Annotated in this window: 22 protein-coding genes; 13 read left to right on the plus strand and 9 right to left on the minus strand. The window is 61.9% G+C overall.

The genetic code is table 11. From position 1 onward, the window contains the following. Positions 1-59 precede the first annotated feature (59 nt). Positions 60-182, plus strand: coding sequence for a hypothetical protein (locus tag ACB037_RS20555; RefSeq protein WP_010672437.1), 123 nt, complete (start codon positions 60-62; stop codon positions 180-182). 161 nt (positions 183-343) lie between these two features. Then, entirely contained in the window at positions 344-688 is a 345-nt protein-coding gene (locus ACB037_RS20560; RefSeq protein WP_080989975.1) for a DUF2799 domain-containing protein, read from the plus strand. 57 nt (positions 689-745) lie between these two features. Here ACB037_RS20560 and ACB037_RS20565 read toward each other — a convergent pair whose 3' ends face one another. Both ACB037_RS20565 and ACB037_RS20570 read right to left on the minus strand, forming a co-directional pair. Further along, on the minus strand, positions 746-916 hold the full coding sequence (locus ACB037_RS20565) for a hypothetical protein (protein ID WP_010672439.1): 171 nt from the start codon (positions 914-916) through the stop codon (positions 746-748). A 56-nt stretch (positions 917-972) separates the two neighbouring features. Continuing rightward, on the minus strand, positions 973-1,404 hold the full coding sequence (locus ACB037_RS20570) for a flagellar basal body-associated FliL family protein (RefSeq protein WP_010672440.1): 432 nt from the start codon (positions 1,402-1,404) through the stop codon (positions 973-975). A 145-nt stretch (positions 1,405-1,549) separates the two neighbouring features. On the opposite strand from ACB037_RS20570, the gene ACB037_RS20575 reads away from it, so the two are divergent. Together ACB037_RS20575 and ubiA are read left to right on the plus strand one after the other, a co-directional pair. Next, positions 1,550-2,101: a chorismate lyase gene (locus ACB037_RS20575; RefSeq protein ID WP_053288861.1), complete on the plus strand. Its 552-nt coding sequence runs from the start codon at positions 1,550-1,552 to the stop codon at positions 2,099-2,101. Next, a complete protein-coding gene (gene ubiA, locus ACB037_RS20580; protein WP_161653254.1) occupies positions 2,098-2,961 on the plus strand; it encodes a 4-hydroxybenzoate octaprenyltransferase in 864 nt (287 codons plus the stop codon). Before ACB037_RS20575 ends, ubiA begins: the two co-directional genes overlap by 4 nt. Positions 2,962-3,025: 64 nt before the next feature. Here the strand turns inward: ubiA and plsB are convergent, their stop codons facing one another. Continuing rightward, complete coding sequence (gene plsB / locus ACB037_RS20585; RefSeq protein ID WP_010672443.1) at positions 3,026-5,449, minus strand: glycerol-3-phosphate 1-O-acyltransferase PlsB; 2,424 nt, start codon at positions 5,447-5,449, stop codon at positions 3,026-3,028. Between the two features lie 204 nt (positions 5,450-5,653). On the opposite strand from plsB, the gene lexA reads away from it, so the two are divergent. The 4 genes from lexA (at position 5,654) to dinF (ending at position 9,122) form a co-directional block, all read left to right on the plus strand. Beyond that, complete coding sequence (gene lexA / locus ACB037_RS20590) at positions 5,654-6,280, plus strand: transcriptional repressor LexA (RefSeq protein ID WP_010672444.1); 627 nt, start codon at positions 5,654-5,656, stop codon at positions 6,278-6,280. 430 nt (positions 6,281-6,710) lie between these two features. Beyond that, positions 6,711-6,920 (plus strand): hypothetical protein, encoded by a 210-nt coding sequence (locus ACB037_RS20595; protein ID WP_080560358.1) that lies wholly within the window; start codon positions 6,711-6,713, stop codon positions 6,918-6,920. 190 nt (positions 6,921-7,110) lie between these two features. Next, positions 7,111-7,737 carry an SCO family protein gene (locus tag ACB037_RS20600; protein ID WP_045522510.1) on the plus strand — a complete coding sequence of 209 codons (627 nt, stop codon included), beginning with the start codon at positions 7,111-7,113 and terminating at the stop codon, positions 7,735-7,737. A gap of 14 nt (positions 7,738-7,751) precedes the next feature. After that, positions 7,752-9,122 carry an MATE family efflux transporter DinF gene (gene dinF, locus ACB037_RS20605; RefSeq protein ID WP_371175833.1) on the plus strand — a complete coding sequence of 457 codons (1,371 nt, stop codon included), beginning with the start codon at positions 7,752-7,754 and terminating at the stop codon, positions 9,120-9,122. 31 nt (positions 9,123-9,153) lie between these two features. On the opposite strand, the gene trmL is transcribed toward dinF, so the two are convergent. From trmL to ACB037_RS20620, 3 genes are all read right to left on the minus strand, one after another. Next, the gene (gene trmL / locus ACB037_RS20610; protein ID WP_039041146.1) at positions 9,154-9,618 is read right to left on the minus strand and encodes a tRNA (uridine(34)/cytosine(34)/5-carboxymethylaminomethyluridine(34)-2'-O)-methyltransferase TrmL; all 465 of its coding nucleotides are present in this window, start codon (positions 9,616-9,618) and stop codon (positions 9,154-9,156) included. 70 nt (positions 9,619-9,688) lie between these two features. Next, on the minus strand, positions 9,689-11,044 hold the full coding sequence (locus ACB037_RS20615) for an ATP-binding protein (protein WP_039041147.1): 1,356 nt from the start codon (positions 11,042-11,044) through the stop codon (positions 9,689-9,691). After that, complete coding sequence (locus ACB037_RS20620) at positions 11,041-11,733, minus strand: response regulator (protein ID WP_069651467.1); 693 nt, start codon at positions 11,731-11,733, stop codon at positions 11,041-11,043. The genes ACB037_RS20615 and ACB037_RS20620 overlap by 4 nt, the downstream gene beginning before the upstream one ends. Positions 11,734-11,820: 87 nt before the next feature. Between ACB037_RS20620 and ACB037_RS20625 the strand changes: the two genes are divergently transcribed. The 4 genes from ACB037_RS20625 to ACB037_RS20640 all read left to right on the plus strand — a co-directional run bounded on the left by ACB037_RS20625 (position 11,821) and on the right by ACB037_RS20640 (position 15,253). Then, the gene (locus ACB037_RS20625; RefSeq protein ID WP_043155671.1) at positions 11,821-12,732 is read left to right on the plus strand and encodes a cation diffusion facilitator family transporter; all 912 of its coding nucleotides are present in this window, start codon (positions 11,821-11,823) and stop codon (positions 12,730-12,732) included. Between the two features lie 8 nt (positions 12,733-12,740). Beyond that, a complete protein-coding gene (gene cysE, locus ACB037_RS20630) occupies positions 12,741-13,520 on the plus strand; it encodes a serine O-acetyltransferase (protein ID WP_010672452.1) in 780 nt (259 codons plus the stop codon). Between the two features lie 21 nt (positions 13,521-13,541). Further along, positions 13,542-14,822: a hypothetical protein gene (locus ACB037_RS20635; RefSeq protein ID WP_010672453.1), complete on the plus strand. Its 1,281-nt coding sequence runs from the start codon at positions 13,542-13,544 to the stop codon at positions 14,820-14,822. A 221-nt stretch (positions 14,823-15,043) separates the two neighbouring features. After that, a complete protein-coding gene (locus ACB037_RS20640) occupies positions 15,044-15,253 on the plus strand; it encodes a cell division protein ZapB (RefSeq protein WP_010672454.1) in 210 nt (69 codons plus the stop codon). 70 nt (positions 15,254-15,323) lie between these two features. On the opposite strand, the gene elbB is transcribed toward ACB037_RS20640, so the two are convergent. Next, the gene (elbB, locus tag ACB037_RS20645; protein WP_103244038.1) at positions 15,324-15,974 is read right to left on the minus strand and encodes an isoprenoid biosynthesis glyoxalase ElbB; all 651 of its coding nucleotides are present in this window, start codon (positions 15,972-15,974) and stop codon (positions 15,324-15,326) included. Positions 15,975-16,375: 401 nt separating this feature from the next. Between elbB and polA the strand changes: the two genes are divergently transcribed. Then, positions 16,376-19,126, plus strand: a complete 2,751-nt coding sequence (gene polA, locus ACB037_RS20650; protein WP_371175834.1) for a DNA polymerase I — start codon at positions 16,376-16,378, stop codon at positions 19,124-19,126. Between the two features lie 79 nt (positions 19,127-19,205). Here polA and ACB037_RS20655 read toward each other — a convergent pair whose 3' ends face one another. Together ACB037_RS20655 and ACB037_RS20660 are read right to left on the minus strand one after the other, a co-directional pair. After that, positions 19,206-19,745, minus strand: coding sequence for a gamma carbonic anhydrase family protein (locus ACB037_RS20655; RefSeq protein ID WP_052815561.1), 540 nt, complete (start codon positions 19,743-19,745; stop codon positions 19,206-19,208). Between the two features lie 89 nt (positions 19,746-19,834). After that, the coding region (locus tag ACB037_RS20660) for a hypothetical protein (protein ID WP_371175835.1) at positions 19,835-20,061 on the minus strand (227 nt) is incomplete at its 5' end.

Consider the following 20,061-nt stretch of genomic DNA (forward strand, 5'->3'; position numbering starts at 1 on the left):
CGAGCCCCATTATTCTGGATAGACTTTGTAGGCCGGTGCACTATCCAAGGAGAATGAGCATGGGTACGCAGACGCCTGATTTCGATCTCGATGATGACTGGGAGCCGGAATCCTGGGAAGACGAGCTGGAGGAGCTGGATGACGAGAGCTGGCAGGACTATGACCCTCTCGACGATCAGTGATTCCCTGTAACGCTGAGGGCGGGCCTGGTGCCCGCCCGATTTTTTGTGTGGCGAGGGGGGCAGCCCTTGGTGAGAACGGGGCGGGCTGGTTAGAATGAACTGCTCAAATGACGCTGTACGAGGCAGGCAGCGGCTCAACAACGATTCCAACGACGCCAAGGATGAATATGCGCTCACTCGTCATCATGTTTTGTGCCGCCCTGCTCGGGGGCTGTGTTTCCAACTCCGACGACCCTTGCGAGAAGGTGTGGAGCGATGTGGGAGAGGCGGACGGCAAGCTCGGTTTTGCTGGCGATCGGGTGGCTTTTCACCAGACCCAGTGCGGGGAAAAAGTGGACCTTGCCCTTTGGGAGCTGGGTCGCCAGAAGGGGCTGGCCTGGTATTGCCGACCCGAGCATCTCTATCTGGCAGGACGGTCGGGAGAGGAGTATCGCGGCGTCTGTCCCAACGATGTGCAGGCCCGTCGCCTGTTTGAACAGGGTCGCCATGGCTGGACTGATCAATAAATCAGCCTTCCTCTCTCTTCTGAAATCTTGCGTGAATCTCTTCGTGAGAAGAGGGACCTACCCTTCCTTATGTTTCAGCCGCAGCGGCTGGCACAGGTAATCCTTGTCATTGGCGCTGCGGGCACACTTGCCACACACGAATTTGGGTTTGCGCACAATCTTGCGCAGCGTCTTGAGATCGGCGGGGATCTCGTGACGGCGCCACTCACACAGCGTCTTGTGACCCATGACGTCCTCGACAGTGAATGCAACGGGTGAGAGGGGCAGGACCCCTCCCGGTGTGGTTACTGGTACAGGTATTTGGTGAAGATGAGCTCGCGGACCGCCTTCTTGCCCGTCTCCTTGACCAGCAGTTCGTTGACCTTGGCCTCACACTCCTTGCGCAGCTCTTCCCGGTTCACCAGGGACTTGATCTGTGCGCCCGTCTTGCTGCCAATCAGCCGGATGATGGCGTCGCGGATCAGGGGGTCGTGCTGCTCCAGCAACTTGAGGTCGGCAGCGTCCGTGGCCATCAGCTCTACCGTCACCCGTACATAGCCGAGGGTTTTGCCGTCGCCAAGGTAGTTGGTGATGATGTCCGGATCCAGAGCGTGATAGGCGAATCCTGGCTGGACGGCGGAGGAGGCGGGATCGGTGGCCTCTTCCTCGTTGGCGAAGGCCTGCGTATTCAAGAGGGTACAACCCAGGGACAGCAGCAGAATTCTGAAGATCTTCATCTGGATGGCTCGGCAGCGACGGATGCCCCATTTTTGATGCTGCCATCGGGGCCGTCAAGCACGGATGTTCTTACAATTCGCCATTGATTTACGGATAATAAACCGGTTTTTAACCTGACAACGGAAATCTCCGGATGGTGAAGCTGTGAAGTCCGAGTTGACTGTTCCCCTCGTCCAGCTCGTCCCGTGGCGGGCGCCTGCAGAGTGCGAACCACCCGAGGCGCTGCGTCCCTGGTTGCTGGAGGCCGATTCCATGACCCGGCGCCTGCGTCGTTACAATCATCATCTCTCGGTGCAGCTGCTCGGCAATCGCGCCGTGTCGCTGACGGTGGACGAGCAGGCGCTGGTGGCGGTGTCGGCCCCCGCGGGCATGTGCCGTGAGGTGATCCTGCACGGTGATGGCGGGCCTGCCATCCTGGGTTGGACCCTGTTTGCCGAAGCGGCCTTGCAGGGGGGCGGTTTGCAGGATCTGGGAGAGCAGCCGCTGGGAGAGCGCATTTTCGGTGAGGCTCCGGCGCGACGGGATCACCTGCAACTGGCCTGTTTCGAGATAGCGAGCAATCCCTGGTGTCCGGCCGCCACCGTCTGGGGGCGTCGTTCCCGCCTGTTTCTGGGGCAATGGCCACTGCTGGTCCATGAACTTTTCCTGCCCTCGCTATCATCTCATTCGTTGCCATCGGATAAGGAGCTGGAGTGAAGCTGTTAACCAAGGAGCGGGGACTGGCCTACGTGCAGTTGGCCCGCATCGACAAGCCCATCGGTACCCTGCTGCTGCTGTGGCCGACCCTGTGGGCGCTCTGTCTGGCGGCTGGTGGCCTGCCTGACCCCTGGATCCTGACCGTGTTCGTGGTGGGCGTTTTTCTGATGCGCTCCGCCGGCTGTGTCATCAATGACTATGCGGATCGCAACTTCGACGGTCATGTGAAACGCACCGCCGGGCGACCGCTGCCCATGGGGCGGGTCGCCGAGCGGGAAGTGCTGGTGCTGTTCGCCGTGCTGGCGCTTCTCTCGTTCGCCCTGGTGCTGACGTTGAACCCGCTCACCATCAGCCTGTCCTTTGCCGGTCTGCTGCTGGCGGTCTGTTACCCCTTCATGAAGCGCTTCATCCCCATCCCCCAGCTGGTGCTCGGCATGGCCTTCTCCTGGTCCATTCCCATGGCCTATGCGGCCCAGGCCAATGCCCTGCCGCCGGAAGCCTGGCTGTTGTTTCTTGCGAACCTGCTGTGGACCATCGCCTATGACACCGAGTACGCCATGGTGGACAGGGATGACGACCTCAAGCTCGGCCTCAAGTCGAGCGCCATCCTGTTTGGCCGCCACGACAAGCGGATCATCGGCGCGCTGCAACTGGCGACCCTGCTGATCCTGCTGGGGGTCGGGCAGCTGATGGGGTTGGGGTCAGGTTATTACTGGGGGCTGCTGGGGGCGGCGGCGCTGTTCGTCTACCAGCAGCGACTGATCCGGGAGCGGCAGCGGGAAGCCTGCTTCCAGGCGTTTCTCAACAACAACTACGTGGGGGCGCTGGTGCTGCTCGGGGTGATGGTTCACTACCTCTAACCCGCCCCCCTTCCTTGATGAAAAAAGGCCGCATGATGCGGCCTTTTTGTTGGGTGTCGACGCCTCAGAGCCGGTTGCCCGCCTGGATGGTGCGGCGGATCTTGTTGCTGAGCAGCGGCACTATGTTGTCGGCCAATGCCTGGAAGCGGCCGAGATCCGGTTTGCAGCCCGGATCCAGATAGCCTTCGCTGCGCAGGGTGTGGATCAGGGTGCTGAACAGCTTCTGGTCGAAGAACTCGGGGGCGTTGATGCCGTGCAGGGTGCCGAGGCGCTCCGCCATCATCAGGCCGTCCGCTTCCAGCTGCTCTGCCTCGATGTGGGGCTGGGCCAGCATGCGGGTCAGCACGATGGCGTAGCGTTGCAGGGTCTCCTGAATGCTTTCGGCCAAGAGCAGCAGGCGCATCTGGTTGCCGGGGTTGACCCAGTAGCCGCCGTCGCGGGCCTCGACCAGTTGCTGGCGCAACAGCTCGGCCAGCAGGGCATCGATCAGCTCCGGCAGCTCGTCCTCTTCATAGCGCAGGAAGAGTTCGGTCTTGAGCAGGGGGTAGATGTCGACACAGCGGGCGACGATCTCGCTGCGGGAGATCCCCTCGCACCGCTCGATCAGGGCCGCCACCAGGGAGGGCATGGCGAACAGGTGCAGTATGTTGTTGCGGTAGTAGGTGAGCAGGATCGCCTGATAGCGGTCCAGGCTGATGATCTGGCCCAGCTTGTCCTCGCTCACCTCGAACTTGTTGAGCTCCATCGCCTGCTCCAGCAGGGTCCTGGCGTCCTCGTCCGGCATGGTGCTGTGCGGGCTGTAGGGCACCTGCTTGAGCAGGTCCAGATAGGTGTTGAGCTGGGCCTGGAGTTCGTCTCGGGTCAAGGCGTGGCGCTCGGCGGCCAGCAGGGCCAGGGCACTCAGGGTCAGGCCGTTGACGGCGGCGGCATCGTTGATGCGGGTCATCAGCAGCTCGGCCAGCTGGTTGACGGTGGAGGCCATCCACTCGGGGCGCTCCTCCCGGCCGATGCTCTCCTTCCAGGTGGGCACGTGTTCGCCGAGATAGCTGTTGAGGGTCAGCGGTTCGCCGAAATTGACGAAGCCACGGCCATAGTTGCGCAGCTTGCGCAGGATGCCGAGCACCTGCAGGAAGCTCTCCTTCTCCTTGCGGCTCCCCTTGAGTTCGTTGTGATAGGTGTTCACCTCCATCACGTGCTCGTAGCCGAGGTAGACGGGGACCAGGGTCACCGGCCTGTCCAGCCCGCGCATCATGGCCTGCAGGGTCATGGCCAGCATGCCGGTCTTGGGGGGCAGCAGGCGACCGGTACGCGAACGCCCACCCTCGGTGAAGAATTCCACCGAATAGCCCTTGGCGAACAGCAGGTTGAGGTACTCCCGGAATACCGTGCTGTAGAGCGGATTGCCCTTGAAGGTGCGGCGGATGAAGAAGGCGCCGCCGTGGCGGAAGATGGGGCCTGCCGGCCAGAAGTTGAGGTTGATGCCCGCCGCGATGTGGGGTGGCACCATGCCTTGGTGGTAGATGACGTAGGAGAGCAGCAGGTAATCCATGTGGCTGCGATGGCAGGGGACGTAGACGATCTCGTGCCCTTCCTGGGCCAGCTGACGCACCTGCTCTGCTCCGTTGACCGAGAGGCCGCGATAGAGCTTGTTCCACAGCCAGCCAAGGAAGCTTTCGCCGAGGCGGATCAACCGATAGGAAAAATTGGAGGCGATCTCGTCCATGTAGCCGTGGGCACGCTTTTGCGCCTTCTCCAGGCTGATCCCTTCCCGTCTGGCCTCCTCCTCGATGGCCTGCTGGATCACGCTCGAATCCAGCAGTTGCTTAAACAGCAGGTTGCGGTTCGGCAGCTTGGGCCCGGTGGCGGCCAGCTGCTGGCGGCTGAAGTGGGTGCGGGCCACCCGCGCCAGCTTGTGGGCGATGGCCTCGTCGGTGCCGTGCTTGTCCGCCATGTAGCGCAGAGAGAGGGGCGGGGAGAAGCGCACCAGGTTCTCGCGCCCTTTCAGGATCACGATCAGCGCCTTCTTCAGGCGGTTTGGCGCCAGGCTGCTGATGATGTTCCAGCCGGAGGCCTCCTCGCCTTCCCGGCCCGGGGCGCGGCCCCAGAACAGGGTGACGGGTACTACCTGGATGTCCAGCGCCGGATCCTGCTTGTGCAGGTCCAGCAGCTGGTGGAACTCCTGCAGGAAGGGGAGCGGCTTGTTGCGCGTGCCGAACAGGGGAGGCGGACGATCCAGACAGACGTAGCGTGGCAGCAGTTGACCGTTCAGCTCCAGCGGCGTGAAGGGGCCGGGCAGGCCGAGATCCTCGCAGCACTGTTGCAGGGTCATCAGGTCGGTGATCGAGCTGGTCTTCAGGGCATAGACGATGGGTCTGGCCGGATCCAGCTTGAGCTCGGTGATGGGGTTTTCCGGCAGGCTCTTGTGATTGACCAAGCCGCTGACCGGCCATTGCAGGATGGCTCTGGAAATCTTCTGTCCAAGGGACATGTGCGTCTGCTCTCCAAAAAAATGCGGCGTGAGCATAGCAAATCACCGGCTGCTTGTCGCCGAGAGGTACGATGAGTCGGCACTTCAGAGCAGGGGGAGGGACAAATGTGCGTCGGGTCGCGACAAATGCCAGTTGCGCCTTGCCTTGGCCCCAGTACTGTATATACTGCCAGTGTGCTGTATAAAAAGACAGGTGCCCATGCTATGAAACCCCTTACCCCTCGCCAGGCTGAAGTACTCGAGCTCATCAAGGCGAACATGAACGAGACCGGCATGCCGCCGACTCGCGCCGAGATTGCCCAGAAGCTTGGCTTCAAGTCGGCCAACGCGGCCGAAGAACATCTGAAGGCCCTGGCCAAAAAAGGGGTCATCGAGATCATGCCGGGTACGTCCCGCGGCATTCGTCTGCTGCTCGAAGAAGAGGACGTGCAGCCTGAAGAAAACGGCCTGCCACTGATTGGCAAGGTGGCGGCCGGGGAACCCATCCTGGCCCAGGAACACATCGAGAGCCACTACCAGGTGGATCCCGCCCTGTTCCACCCGCGGGCAGACTTCCTGCTGCGGGTGCAGGGCATGAGCATGAAGAACATCGGCATCATGGACGGGGACCTGCTGGCGGTACACAAGACCCAGGAGGTACGCAACGGCCAGGTCGTGGTGGCACGTCTGGACGAAGACGTCACCGTCAAGCGCTTCCAGCGCAAGGGCAGCCAGGTGTGGCTGCTGCCGGAAAACGAAGAGCTCTCCCCCATCGAGGTGGATCTCGCCAGTCAGCACCTTACCATAGAGGGCCTGGCGGTCGGCGTGATCCGCAACGCCGACTGGATGTAAGCATCCGATGCGATGAAGAGGCCTCCTGCGGGAGGCCTCTTCATTTTCATCTGCCGATGGCATCTCCTCCCCACCTTTTCGCTTCTCCTTCCTGTGCGCACAGTCTCGCCGCACGACATGCATTTCGGATATATCCTTTGATAAGGCCCCTGTCATGGTCGGTGATCAGGGAAGGGGGAGTCGCACCGGGCAGTACGCCATGGCAGGGATGCATGATCGCCGGGTCGGTGCGCAGAAGGGAGAGTCGCCTCAGACTGGGGACTCGTACAGTCAGTACGCTGCCGTGGTTGGTTCGTCGTTGGGGACAAAGAGACCCGTCAGCGTGACCTGTTGAGCAAGGAGGACAGGTATGGCTTCAAGCTCGCCGTGGGATCCGGTGCCGGCCGCAGCGCCCGCATCTTCCATCACCCGATTCATCAAGGGCAGTCGGATGACATGGTTCTATGCGCTCTGGGTCTATCACAAGGGAGATGGTTGGACCATCTGGCTTGGGTGCCCCAAAGACAAGATTGTCCGCCTGGTTCGTCTGTTTCGCCGTCATCACGACATCGGATTGCCGGATGAGCCCTGGACTGCCCCCGTCATCCCGCTGCGCGTCCCCCTGAGACGTGCCCAGCCGCAGCACAGGCTGCGGCCCTGATCCCTCTTCCTGTACAGACAAGAGCCCCGCCAGAGCGGGGCTCTTGTTTTGGCGCCGATGCGGCTTATCCATGGCACAGACGCTTTCCCGCCGGGATGCAAGACTAGCCAGCGGCGGGGGCGGGCGGGTTACAATGACCCCTACCGGTTTTGCCCCTAGGGCTTCTAACATAAGCAAGGCTTTGTTTTATATGGTTAAACCACGCTTTTACCTGCTGCTGTTGCTGTTCATCGGCGCCATTGCGGCGGCTTATTACTGGAGTCAGCCCGCGGTGCCGGAACAGGCCGATTACTACCCGGCGGGGCGAGACATCAACCCGTTTACCCTCACGGATGCGGATGCACAGCCCTTTACCCCTGCCAACCTGACGGGACACTGGAGCTTTCTGTTCATCGGCTACACCTACTGCCCGGATGTCTGTCCGACCACGCTGGCGGATCTGCGCAGCGTCTATCCGGCGTTGAAGAAGATAGCCCCCACTAGCCAGGTGGTATTCATCTCGGCGGATCCCCAGCGGGATGACAGCGCCCGCCTGAAAAGCTATACCGCCTTCTTCGAGCCCGAGTTCAAGGCGGCGACAGCACCTCACAGTGCCCTCTTTCCTCTGGTCCGCAATCTGGGGCTGGTCTATTCCATCGTGGAAGGGGATCGCAAGGACTACCTGATCGACCACTCCGCCTCCATCGTGCTGATCAACCCCGAGGGGAAGCTGGTGGCCACCTTCCGACCCAAAGTGGCACCGGGTGAGGTGCCCCACGTGGACATGCAGGCCATGGTGGCCGACTTCGCGCGCATCGTGCGGCTGGCTGGCGAGTGATCCCGGCGCGCACCATGCTGATTCCCGCCTGGCTGAAGGATCCTCGCCGCCACAGAGCCGTCTTCGCCCTGGCCCTGCCCATGGTGTTCTCCAACGTCACCACGCCCTTGCTGGGGTTGGTGGACACCTGGGTGATCGGTCATCTTGGCCAGGCCTGGTTTCTGGGGGGCGTGTCGGTCGGTGCGACCTTCATCAATCTGCTGTTCTGGCTGCTTGGCTTCCTGCGCATGTCCACCACAGGGCTGACTGCCCAGGCTCAGGGTGCAGCCCATGCCGAAGGGCAGCTCGACACCCTGGCGCGGGCCCTGTGCTTGGCGATCGGACTGGGCATGGTGCTGTTGCTCCTGTTGTTGCCGTTCCTGCCTGCCATCATCGCCCTCGGCGGCGGCTCTTCCGAGGTACAGACCTATGCCGGTCAATATGTGTCGGTGCGGGTCTGGAGCGCCCCGGCGGCCTTGTGCAATCTGGTCATCATGGGGTGGTTGCTGGGCATGCAGGATGCACGCAGTCCCATGCTGCTTCTGATCCTGGGCAATCTCGTCAACATGGTGCTGGATGCCTGGTTCGTGCTGGGATTGGGCTGGCAGGTGAAAGGGGTGGCCGCAGCTTCCCTGCTGGCGGATTACAGCACGCTCGGGGTGGGGTTCTGGCTGGTGAGCCGGCATCTGCGCCGACTTGATCCCGGGGTGTGGCACAACGCCTGGCAGCGCTGGCGCCAGTGGCCGGCCCTGCTGCGGCTGCTCGCCCTGAACCGGGATATTTTCATCCGCTCCCTCTGCCTGCAACTCTGCTTCGTGTTCATGACTCTGCAGGGGGCCAGGCTGGGGGATGTGGCGGTGGCCGCCAATGCGGTGCTGCTCAATTTCCTGATGCTGATTTCCTACGGGCTGGATGGATTTGCCTATGCGGTGGAAGCCATGGTAGGGCGTGCCATCGGGCGGCGTGATCGGCCGCTGCTGCGGGAGGCCATCGTCCTCAATCTGGGCTGGGCGCTGCTGATCGCCCTGGCATTCACCCTCTCGTTTGCCCTGGGGGGACACTGGCTCATCCGCCACATTACCGACATACCGGCGGTGATCGCCGAGGCGCAACGTCAGCTCCCCTGGCTGGTGGCCATGCCGCTGCTGGCGGTCTGGTGCTTCCTGCTGGACGGGGTCTTTATCGGCGCCACCCGGGCCCGGGAGATGCGCAACAGCATGCTGGTGGCGGTGTTTGCCGGCTTCTTTCCCATCTGGTGGTTCTGCCAGGGATGGGGTGTGGCGGCCCTGTGGGCCGCCATGAGTGCCTTGATGGCCGGTCGTGGCCTGACGCTGGGCTGGCTCTGCTGGCGACTGGAGCGTGATGGACGGCTGCTGGCGGGGCAGGAGATGGCGCAGTCAGTCTGAATCCTGGCCGTCTTGCCAATATCGTCAGCGGTCAGAGCGAGCCTGAATAGTCGAACTGCCGCCAGCTCTCGTAGACGAACACCGCGACGGCGTTGGCCAGATTCATGCTGCGGCTCTGGGGCAGCATGGGAATGCGCAGCCGCTGCTCGAATGGCAGGCTCTCGATGATCTCCATGGGCAGGCCTCGGCTCTCGGGCCCGAACAGCAGGGCGTCACCGGGGGCAAACCGGGCCGCCGAGTGGGCGGTGCGTCCCTTGGTGGTGCAGGCAAAGACCCGTTGGGGGGCGACGGCCGCCAAAAACGCCTCATAGTCAGGCCAGCGCTTGACGTCGGCAAACTCGTGATAGTCGAGCCCGGCCCGCTTGACCCGCTTGTCATCCCACTCGAACCCCAGGGGCTCTATCAGGTGCAACCGGTAGCCGGTATTGGCGCAGAGGCGAATGATGTTGCCGGTGTTGGGGGGGATTTCCGGTTGGTAGAGCACGATATCGAGCATGGAAGGATCCTGGGCTGGTGCGAAACGGGCGCCAGCATACCCAGCACCCGTGCCGATGAAAAGGGGGAGGTCAGGGCATGGGCAGACGGATGGTGATGACCAGTCCGGTCGGCTGATTGCTGCTGGCCCGGATGGTCCCCCCATGACGCTGGATCGCCTCGGCGGCGATGGCAAGGCCGAGACCCGTGCCCCCGGTCTTGGCGTTGCGGGCATCGTCCACCCGAAAGAAGGGCAGGAACAACCGGGGCTGCTGCTCCACCGGCACGCCAGGGCCGTCATCCCGTATGGTCATCACCCATTCCCGTCCCTCCCGGTACCAGTCCACCTTGATGAACTCGCGGGCATACTTGAGGGCGTTGCGCAGGGGATTTTCCAGGGCGCGCGCCAGCAGCTCCGGCCACATGGTGAGAGATTCGGCGGGCAGGGAAGGGAGCCTGAGCTGTTTGCCGTTCTGGTTTGCCTCGAACATGGCATCGTCCAGGATGGGCTCCAGCAGCTCCGCCAGGGGCAGCGTCACCGGCGCTTCCACATGTTGCTGCACCCGCGACAGATCCAGCAGATCCCCTATCAGCTTGTCGAGCCGGGCTATCTCCCCTTCGATGCGCGCCAGCTCGGCGCTGTCCCCCTGCTTGCGGCGGATCAGCGCCTGTGCGAGCTGGATGCGGGTCAGGGGGCTGCGCAGCTCGTGGGAGATGTCGGAGAGCAGCTGCTTCTGCTTCTGGATCATGTCCTTGAGGGTATCGACCATGCGACTGACATGTTCGGCCAGCTGGCCTATCTCGTCGCGCCGCCCCAGGTTGGGGATCTGTATTTCCAGGTTGCCCTGGGCGAGTTGGGAGACCGACTGCTGCAACTGCAGTATGGGGCGGGTCAGGCGCCAGGCGAGCAACAGACAGAGCGGGGTGCTGACCAGCATGGCGATGCCCAGGATCTGGATGGGGTGATCCAGGATCTGGATGAAGAGGAACAGGTAGGAGTTTTCGACGTTCAGACCGAAATAGACGTGATAGGTCTGGCCGTGATGGACCATCTGGAAGGGGCCGGCGATGGCGCGCTGGTGTTCGCTGCCCAGCATGGGCTTGGCCGGGTTGTCCGAGTCGAGCATGAAACGGATCACGAACTTGCTCAGCCGGGTGCTGGACTGCATCTGCCCCTTGGCATCGCGTAGATAGATGTTGTCCACCGGCAAGAGGCCCGCGGCATCGATGGCCTTGGCCAGATCGAAATCCTGCTCGGGATCCGCGCCCCGTTGCAGCGCCGCCAAGTTGTTGTTGAGACGGGTGATCTCGTGGGCCGGCAGCGGGATGATGTTGCGGGGGTCCAGGGTGGGGAGGATCACCACCGCGGCCACGACCAGCAGCAGGATGAACCAGAACCAGAGGAAGATCTGGGTGGACAGGCCGTTGAAGGTGCGGGCCGATTTCATGCCTGCTCCAGCCACAGGTAGCCTCGTCCCCGCACAGTCTTGAAGCGGGGCTGGCCGTCGGCCCGTTCCGGCAGCTTCTTGCGCAGGTTGCTCAGGTGCATGTCGATGGCCCGATCGAAGGGTTCGAGCTTCTTGCCCAGCACCTGCTCGGAGAGCAGGCCCTTGCTGACGATCTGGCCCGGATTGCGCAGCAGGCACTCCAGCAGGCCGAACTCGGTGGCGGTGAGCTCCAGCAACTGATCGTCGCAGCGAGCCTGTTGCAGGCCGGGCTGCAGCACCAGATCCATGAATCTCAGCTCGTCCGGGGCTCCGCGCTGGGGAGCCTGGCTCTGGGTTCGACGCAGGATGGCGCGCACCCGGGCCAGCAGCTCCCTGTCGTCGAACGGCTTGGCGAGATAGTCGTCGGCACCGGCCTCCAGCCCGTTGACCCGATCCTGGCTGTCGCCACGGGCGGTCAGCATCAACACCGGGGTGTCGTGGGTCTTGCGCAGCCGGGTCAGCATCGCGAAACCGTTGAGTCTGGGCATCATGACGTCCAGCAGCACCAGGTCGAATGCCTGTTCTGCCAGTCGCTGCAATCCCTCTTCCCCATCCTCGGCGACGGTGACCTCAAACCCCTCCAGGGTCAGGATTTCGGTGAGCAGCTGGGTCAGTTCGAGATCGTCGTCGACAAGGAGTATTTTGTTCATCTGGGAGTCACTCTGTTGATTTTGCACGCCAAACTGACGTCCGGGTCAGGGTATAATAAGTTTTTACGCGTCGGAGGAAAGCCGGTTTTGAGCCACCAACACTATTCCCGCTGGGTCACCCTGGCCAGCATGGCCGCTGTGACCACCGCCACCCTGCTCATCCTGGGCAAACTGATCGCCTGGCTGATGACGGATTCATCCAGCCTGCTGGCATCCCTGACCGATTCCTTCATGGACATCAGCGCCTCTCTCATCAATCTGCTGGCCATCCGTTATGCGCTGGCCCCTGCCGACGAAGAGCATCGCTTCGGCCACGGAAAGGCGGAGTCCCTGGCGGGTCTGGTGCAGTCGGCCTTCATCTCGGGGTCCGCCCTGCTGTTGGTGATGCACGGCATCTCGTCGATGCTGAATCAGGTGCCCGTGGTACGCCTGGAGGCGGGGATCTGGGTCAGCGTCGGCTCCATCGTGCTGACCCTGCTGCTGGTGAGCTTCCAGGGCTTTGTCATCCGCAAGACCAACAGTGTGGCCATCAAGGCCGACATGCTGCACTACCGTTCCGACCTGCTGCTCAATGGCGGCGTGCTGGTGGCACTGGTGCTGGCGGGACAGGGATGGTACTGGGCCGACGGCCTGTTTGCCATTCTGATCGGTCTGTTCCTGGTGTGGGGGGCTGTCCATATCGGCTACGAATCGGTGCAGGCCCTGCTCGATCGTCAGTTGCCAGAGGAGGAACAAGCGAGAATAATGGCCCTCTGCTGCGCCGTAGAGGGGGTGCATGGCGTACATGACCTGCGTACCCGCCAATCCGGGCCGACCCGTTTCGTGCAGTTGCATCTGGAACTCGATGATCAACTGCCTCTGGTCAGGGCCCATCAGATAGCCGACGAGGCTGAACTGGCCGTCCGCCAGGCCTTCGAGCGGATGGATGTGATCATTCACATGGACCCCATCTCGGTGCTGACAAAAGAACGACAAAGCACTCACCCTGAACAACAGTAGGCTGCAACATGGATGATCTGGTTGCCAGAACCTGGCAAAAAATTCAGCAGGAAGCGCAGAGCATGGCGGCCCAGGAGCCCATGCTGGCCAGCTTCTTTCATTCCACCATTCTCAATCACCGGGATTTGCGCTCGGCGCTGAGCTTCCAGCTCGCCAACAAGCTCGACAGCACCACCATGCCTGCCATCGCCTTGCGGGAAGTGATCGAGCTGGCCCTGCGCAGCGAACCCGAGCTGCTGGCCGCAGTGGCCGCCGACATCTGCGCGGTGCAGGATCGCGACCCGGCGGTCGACCTCTTCTCCACCCCGCTGCTCTACCTCAAGGGATTCCATGCTCTTCAGGGGTATCGGGTGGCCAACTGGCTGTGGCGTCAGGGACGCCGTGCCCTGGCGCTCTATCTGCAAAACCAGATCTCCGTGGTGTTCGGCGTGGATGTACACCCGGCCGCCCGCATCGGCAAGGGCATCATGTTTGACCATGCCACCGGTATCGTGGTCGGGGAAACCGCCGTCATAGAGAACGACGTCTCCATCCTTCAGAGTGTGACTCTGGGGGGGACCGGCAAGGAGAGTGGCGATCGTCACCCCAAAATCCGGGAAGGGGTGATGATAGGGGCGGGGGCCAAGGTCCTCGGCAACATCGAGGTGGGCGTCGGCGCCAAGATCGGTGCCGGCAGCGTGGTGATCAACCCGGTGCCGCCTCACACCACGGTCGCTGGCGTGCCCGCCAGGATTGTGGGCCGCCCCGAGTGCGACAAACCTTCCCTGGACATGGATCAGTGCCTCTGATCCCCTGACCGAGGCCGTTGTATGGTCAAGCGCTGGTCAGGCTTTCTGATCCTGGGGATGTGGCTGCTCAACCTGCTGCACCTTTATCTGGACTTCTCCCCCTGGCCCGCCGCCATCGCGGCCTGGGCCGCCTCCCTGCTCACCTGGCCCTGGCTGGTGGGTGCCGCACGGCGCCAGGCGCTGGCCCTCTACGGCGCGGCGCTCCTGCTGCTGCTCTTTTCCTGGTGGCGGGGGGCCAGCCTCAGCCCAGGTGACTGGCTCTTGCCGAACATCAACATGCTGACCATGTTTGCCGCAGTGAGCACCCTCAATCTGGCTACCTCCGGCCTCTTGACCGGCACCGCCTCCTGGTCCGGTCGCAAGGGGCTGTGGAGCACCATGGCCAGCCTCAATCTGCTGGGGGCCGTCATCAATCTTTCGGTGCTCTTCATCATCGGCGATCGGCTGGAGCGCAACGGGACGCTGGAGCGGCGTCAGGTCATGGTGCTGAGCCGGATCTTCTGTGCGGCTGCATTTTGGTCCCCCTTCTTCGTCGCCATGGCAGTTGCCCTCACCTATGCACCGGGTCTGCAACTGGGCAGCATACTGCCTTTTGGCATACTGGCGGCTTTGCTGGCCATGGGGCTGACGGCCTGGCAGGTAGAGCGACTCGGCGTGGAGACCTTTGAAGGTTATCCGCTGCGGCTCCAGACCTTGGGGCTACCGGTGACCCTGGCACTGCTGGTGCTGGTGATCCACCGTTTCTGGCCCGGACTCAGCATTCTGGCGGTGATCGCCCTGGTGGCGCCCTTGCTGGCCTTGCTGTTCATGCCGCAAGCGGGGCGAGGGGCTGCTCTCAAGCGCCAGGTGGTTGAGCGCTTCCCGGCCATCGGTGGCCAGCTTGTGCTGTTTCTGGGGGCCGGCCTGCTGGCGGCTGGCATCAACAGCGCGCTGTCAGTACTGGACTTTGGCAGTGGCCACGGCCTGCCGCTGTTCAACCACTTCGGCTGGCTGGAAGCCTGCCTGACCCTGCTGCTGATCTTCCTGGTGGCCATAGTGGGTGTGCATCCTCTCATCAGCATCTCGGGGGTGGCGCCGCTGCTCTGGCCGCTGGCTCCGGATCCCAGCCTGCTTGGCATGTGCTTCCTCATGGGGTGGGGGCTGGCGACCGGGACGAGCCCGCTCTCCGGCTCCAATCTGGCGCTGGCGTCCCGCTACAACCTGAGCGCCGGGCTGCTGCTGCGCTGGAACCTGCTCTACGGCCTGTTGATGTACGCCGTGGCCTGTCTGATGATGGGGGGCTTCATCGCCTTGCATGGCTGATGGCGGCATCGGCAGGAGGGCGGGTTGTGCCACGGCGGACGCCCGGGATCGAGGTTCCTGCTGCCTGCGAGAAAAACCGACGCATATTTAAGCAATACCGGGCCGCAGGGCGCATTTTGCAACGTGCTGGCTTGTTTGTGCCGAGCGCATCAGGGTATGCTGGCTCCACGCGCTTGAATCGCCCTCTGTGGGGCATCGCAATTGAACATACAGGTATGCATATGTCACTAGAAGTCCTTGAGCAACTCGAATCCAAAGTACAATCCGCCGTCGACAACATCTCCTTGCTGAAGATGGAGCTGGACGAGCTGAAAGAGCAGAACAGCAAGCTGCAAGACGAAAACCACCAACTGCGCAACGAGCACGTTGCCTGGCAAGAGCGTCTGCGTGCCCTGCTGGGCAAGATGGACCAGATGGGCGATGCCATCTGATCTCGTCTAGACTGACCAAAACAAGCGGGCCGCTCCTTGAGCGGCCCGCTTGTTTTGGTCTGCCGGGCAATCAGAGTGCCAGCAGCTGTTTGACGGTCTTCTCGATGCCGTCCGCCGCCTCCACAATATTGTTGGCCAGCATGTAGGCAGGGGTGGAGATGACCTTGCGCTCCTGATCCACCACGAATTCGCTCACCGGGCAGTCGAGATGACTGCCACCCATGGCTTCGATGGCGTTGGCGGCGCCCTCGTCGTTGCCAATGGTGGCCAGGGTGCCTGCCCCATAGATGAGCGGGATCATGGCCGGTGCGATACAGATGTAGGCGGCCGGTTTGCCTGCTCTGGCAAAGCTCTGGCAGGCCTTCAGCACATCCGGCTGGATGCGGCACTCTGCGCCCTTGATGGCGAAGTCACACAGGTTCTTGGCGGCGCCGAAGCCGCCCGGCACCAGCAGGGCGTCGAAGTCGGCTGCATCCAGTTCAGCCGCATCTCTGATCTGGCCGCGGCAGATGCGGGCCGCCTCGACCAGCACGTTGCGGTTCTCTCCCTCGCTGACCTCGCCGGTCAGGTGATTGATGACATGAAGCTGAGGGACATTGGGGGCGAAGCATTGAACGGATGCTCCCTGACGGGCCAGCGCCAGCAGGCTGATGACGGCCTCGTGGATTTCGGCGCCGTCAAACACGCCACAACCACTCAAGATCACGGCCACTTTTTTCATGACAGACTCCTCGTTGTTGAAAATGTGAGCCAGGGTAGATTGTTGTACTTTTGTATGGTTATCGTTCGACCTCCGCTGGTCAAGTCATCTCCCTGTGCTAGGATTGTTTCGTTTTGGATCCTGCCTCAGTACCCCCCTTGAATTTTTTTCCACATTGATCGAGATCATGATGAGTGTGTCATGTTGAGTTTTAATGTTTTCAACGCAATGTTTTAAAAGATATTTTTTGTTTTAATCCACAGCTTTGTCACGGCCGTGATGCAATGGTGCCATTTTTGAGCACAGAGTTATCCACAGCAATATGCCCCACCGGTGCGCCGGGGTGATGGTGGGAGTCCCCTTGGTGTGGTGCGGGCCCTGTGGCATCCTAGCGGCTGTTTATTCTTGGCAGGACGATTTTCATGGCCTCTAGCAATCCTCTTATTCTGGTCGACGGATCTTCATATCTTTACCGCGCCTTCTTTGCCTCGCAGCAGGCCGATCTGCGCACCTCGACCGGCTTGCCTAGCGGCGCCGTCCGTGTCATGGCCAACATGATGCGCAGCCTTCGCAAGCAGTACCCTGACTGCCACGTGGCCGTGGTGTTCGACGCCAAGGGCAAGACCTTCCGCGACGACATCTATCCCGAATACAAGGCAACACGCGCCAGCATGCCGGACGATCTGCGCAGCCAGGTCGCCCCTATCCACCAGATGATCAAGGCAATGGGTTTCCCCTTCCTGATGGTCGAAGGGGTGGAGGCTGACGACGTGATCGGCACCCTGGCCCGTCAGGCGACCGAGAAACAGCTGCCTGTGCTCATCAGCACTGGCGACAAGGACATGGCGCAGCTGGTCTCCGACCATGTCACCCTGATCGACACCATGAAGGATGTGAAGACCGATCGGGAAGGGGTGATCGAGAAGTTCGGCGTACCGCCCGAGCTCATCATCGATTACCTGGCGCTGATGGGGGACAAGGTGGACAACATTCCCGGCATGACCGGTGTCGGCGAGAAGACCGCACTGGCCCTGTTGCAGGGGATAGGCAGCATCGACGAGATTGCCGCCAACCTCGACAAGGTGGCGGCGCTCGGCTTCCGCGGCTCCAAGGCGTTTGCCGACAAGTTCCGCGAGCAGGAAGAGCAGGTGCGCCTTTCCTATGTGCTGGCCACCATCAAAACCGACGTGGTCCTGGAGCAGAGTCTGGAAGAGCTGCAGCTTGGCCCCATCGACAAGGAGGCCCTGCTGGCGGTCTATCGCGAGTATGAGCTGCGCAATCTGATCAAAGAGCTGGAGTCTGGTGACGAGGAGAGCGAAGCCGCAGGTGATGAGGAAGGCGCCGCCCCGGCAGCCGCCATCGAAACCGACTATCGCTGCATCCTGGATGAGGCCGAATTCGACGAGTGGCTGGCACGGTTGCAGGCGGCGCCGCTGTTTGCCTTCGACACCGAGACCACCAGTCTCGACTATATGGAAGCGCGCGTCGTTGGCGTCTCCTTTGCCATCGAGCCGGGCAAGGCGGCCTACGTGCCCTTCGGCCATGATTATCTGGGAGCGCCTGTCCAGCTGAGCGAAGCGCTGGTGCTGGGCAAGCTCAAGCCGCTGCTGGAAGATCCGGCCCGTCTCAAGGTGGGGCAGAACCTCAAGTACGATCGCAACGTGCTGCTCAACCACGGTATCGAGCTGCAGGGTATCGCCTACGACACCATGCTCGAGTCCTATGTGCTCAACTCTACCGCCAGCCGTCACGACATGGATTCGCTGGCACGCAGATATCTGAATGCCGAGACCATCTCGTTCGAAGACATTGCCGGCAAGGGGGTCAAGCAGCTCACCTTCAACCAGATCGAGCTGGAGCAGGCCGCTCCCTATGCGGCGGAAGATGCCGACATCACCCTGCGTCTGCATCAGGCACTGTGGGGCAAGCTCTCTGCCGAGCCGGGCCTTGCCAAGGTGTTCAGCGAGATCGAACTGCCGCTGCTGCCGGTGCTGGCGCGGATGGAGCGACTCGGTACCACCATCGAGCCCAAGCTGCTGCATCAGCAGAGCCAGGAGATCGAAGTGCGTCTGGCAGAGCTGGAGAAGCAGGCCCACGAGCTGGCCGGGCAGGAGTTCAATCTCTCCTCGCCCAAGCAGCTGGGTGAAATCCTCTTCACCAAGCTGGGGCTGCCGATCATCAAAAAGACCCCCAAGGGAGCGCCATCCACTGCGGAAGAGGTGCTGGCCGAGCTGGCGGAGACCTATGAGCTGCCGCGTCTGCTGATGGAGCACCGTGGCCTGGCCAAGCTCAAGTCCACCTACACCGACAAGCTGCCGCTGATGATCAAGCCGCAGACCGGGCGGGTGCACACCTCCTATCACCAGGCGGTGGCGGCGACCGGTCGACTGTCGTCCACCGACCCCAACCTGCAGAACATCCCGGTACGCAACGAACAGGGGCGCCGCATTCGGCAGGCCTTCATTCCGTGCGCCGGTTACAAGCTGGTGGCGGCGGACTACTCCCAGATCGAGCTGCGCATCATGGCCCACCTCTCCGGTGACAAGGGGTTGCTGACCGCCTTCGCCGAGGGCAAGGACATCCACAAGGCGACCGCCGCCGAGGTGTTCGGGGTCGCGCTCGATGCGGTGACCAGCGACATGCGCCGCAGTGCCAAGGCGATCAACTTCGGTCTCATCTATGGCATGAGCGCCTTCGGTCTGGCCAAGCAGCTGGGGATCGGTCGTGCCGAGGCGCAGAAGTACATGGATCTCTACTTCGAGCGCTACCCGGGGGTGCTGGAGTACATGGAGCGCACCCGCCAGCAGGCGGACGCCCAGGGCTATGTCGAAACCCTGTTTGGCCGTCGCCTCTATCTGCCGGATATCAAGTCTCGCAACGCGGGCCTGCGCAAGGCTGCCGAACGGGCCGCCATCAACGCCCCCATGCAGGGCACCGCTGCCGACATCATCAAGCGGGCCATGATCAATGTGGATGGCTGGATCCGCGGGATTGAAGACGAGTCGATCCGCATGTTGATGCAGGTGCACGATGAACTGGTGTTCGAGATCCGCGAAGAGAAGCTGGAAGAGTACATCGCCCTCATCAAGGAGAAGATGTCGTGTGCGGCCGAACTGGATGTGCCGCTGGTGGTGGAAGTGGGCACTGGTGTCAACTGGGATCAGGCCCACTGATCCTGACCACAGTGATTGGCTAGCTATATAAGCAGAGAAGCCCGGCATCATGCCGGGCTTCCTGTTTGTGGCTGCAGGGTCAGGCCTCTTGCAGGTATTCATCCTTGAGCAGCACATAATTGTCGGCCGAGGTCTTCAGGAAGGCGATCTCGGCCGGCTTGAGAGGGCGGGCCTGCTTGACGGGATTGCCCATATAAAGAAAGCCGGCCTCGAGCCGCTTGCCTGGTGGCACCAGGCTGCCCGCCCCGATCATCACATCGTCTTCAACGATCACCCCATCCAGCAGGATGGCACCCATGCCGACCAATACACGGTCGCCTATGGTGCAGCCATGCAGCATCGCCTTGTGTCCGACCGTGACATCTTCGCCGATAAGCAGCGGATAGCCGCCAGGGTTGCTGGCACTCTTGCGGGTCAGGTGCAGCACCGTGCCGTCCTGAATGTTGCTGCGCGCACCGATGCGGATATGGTTGACGTCCCCTCTGGCGGCCACCATGGGCCAGATGCTGGCATCGTCACCCAGCTGGATATCCCCCACCAGGGTGGCGCAGGGATCCACATATACCCGTTTGCCCAGTTGCGGGCACTTTCCCTTGTAAGGTCTCAGTCGCAAGTCCATCTTGGCCTCCTTGTTTTCGGCCATTCTAGCAAGACGACACCGGTTTCTGTGGATAAGTTTGTATAAAAGCTGTGCTTGGATATGAATAACTAAAAAAGTGCCGATTTTTGCAATTTTATTGCAGAGGAGGGGTTGCCAGAACGAATTCGCTCCCTATAATGCGCCTCCATCGACAGGGCAAGCGGCAACGCAAAGCCTGAGTCGGTAGCCTCGAAAAGCCTTTGAAAATAAGGCTTGACTCGAGAAGGCGGTTGAGTAGAATGCCACTCCCGCAGCAGCCAAAAGCTGCGTCGCTCTTTAACAATTTGAATCAAGC

This window comes from Aeromonas sp. S19(2024) (assembly GCF_041402625.1).
GTDB lineage: Bacteria > Pseudomonadota > Gammaproteobacteria > Enterobacterales > Aeromonadaceae > Aeromonas > Aeromonas caviae.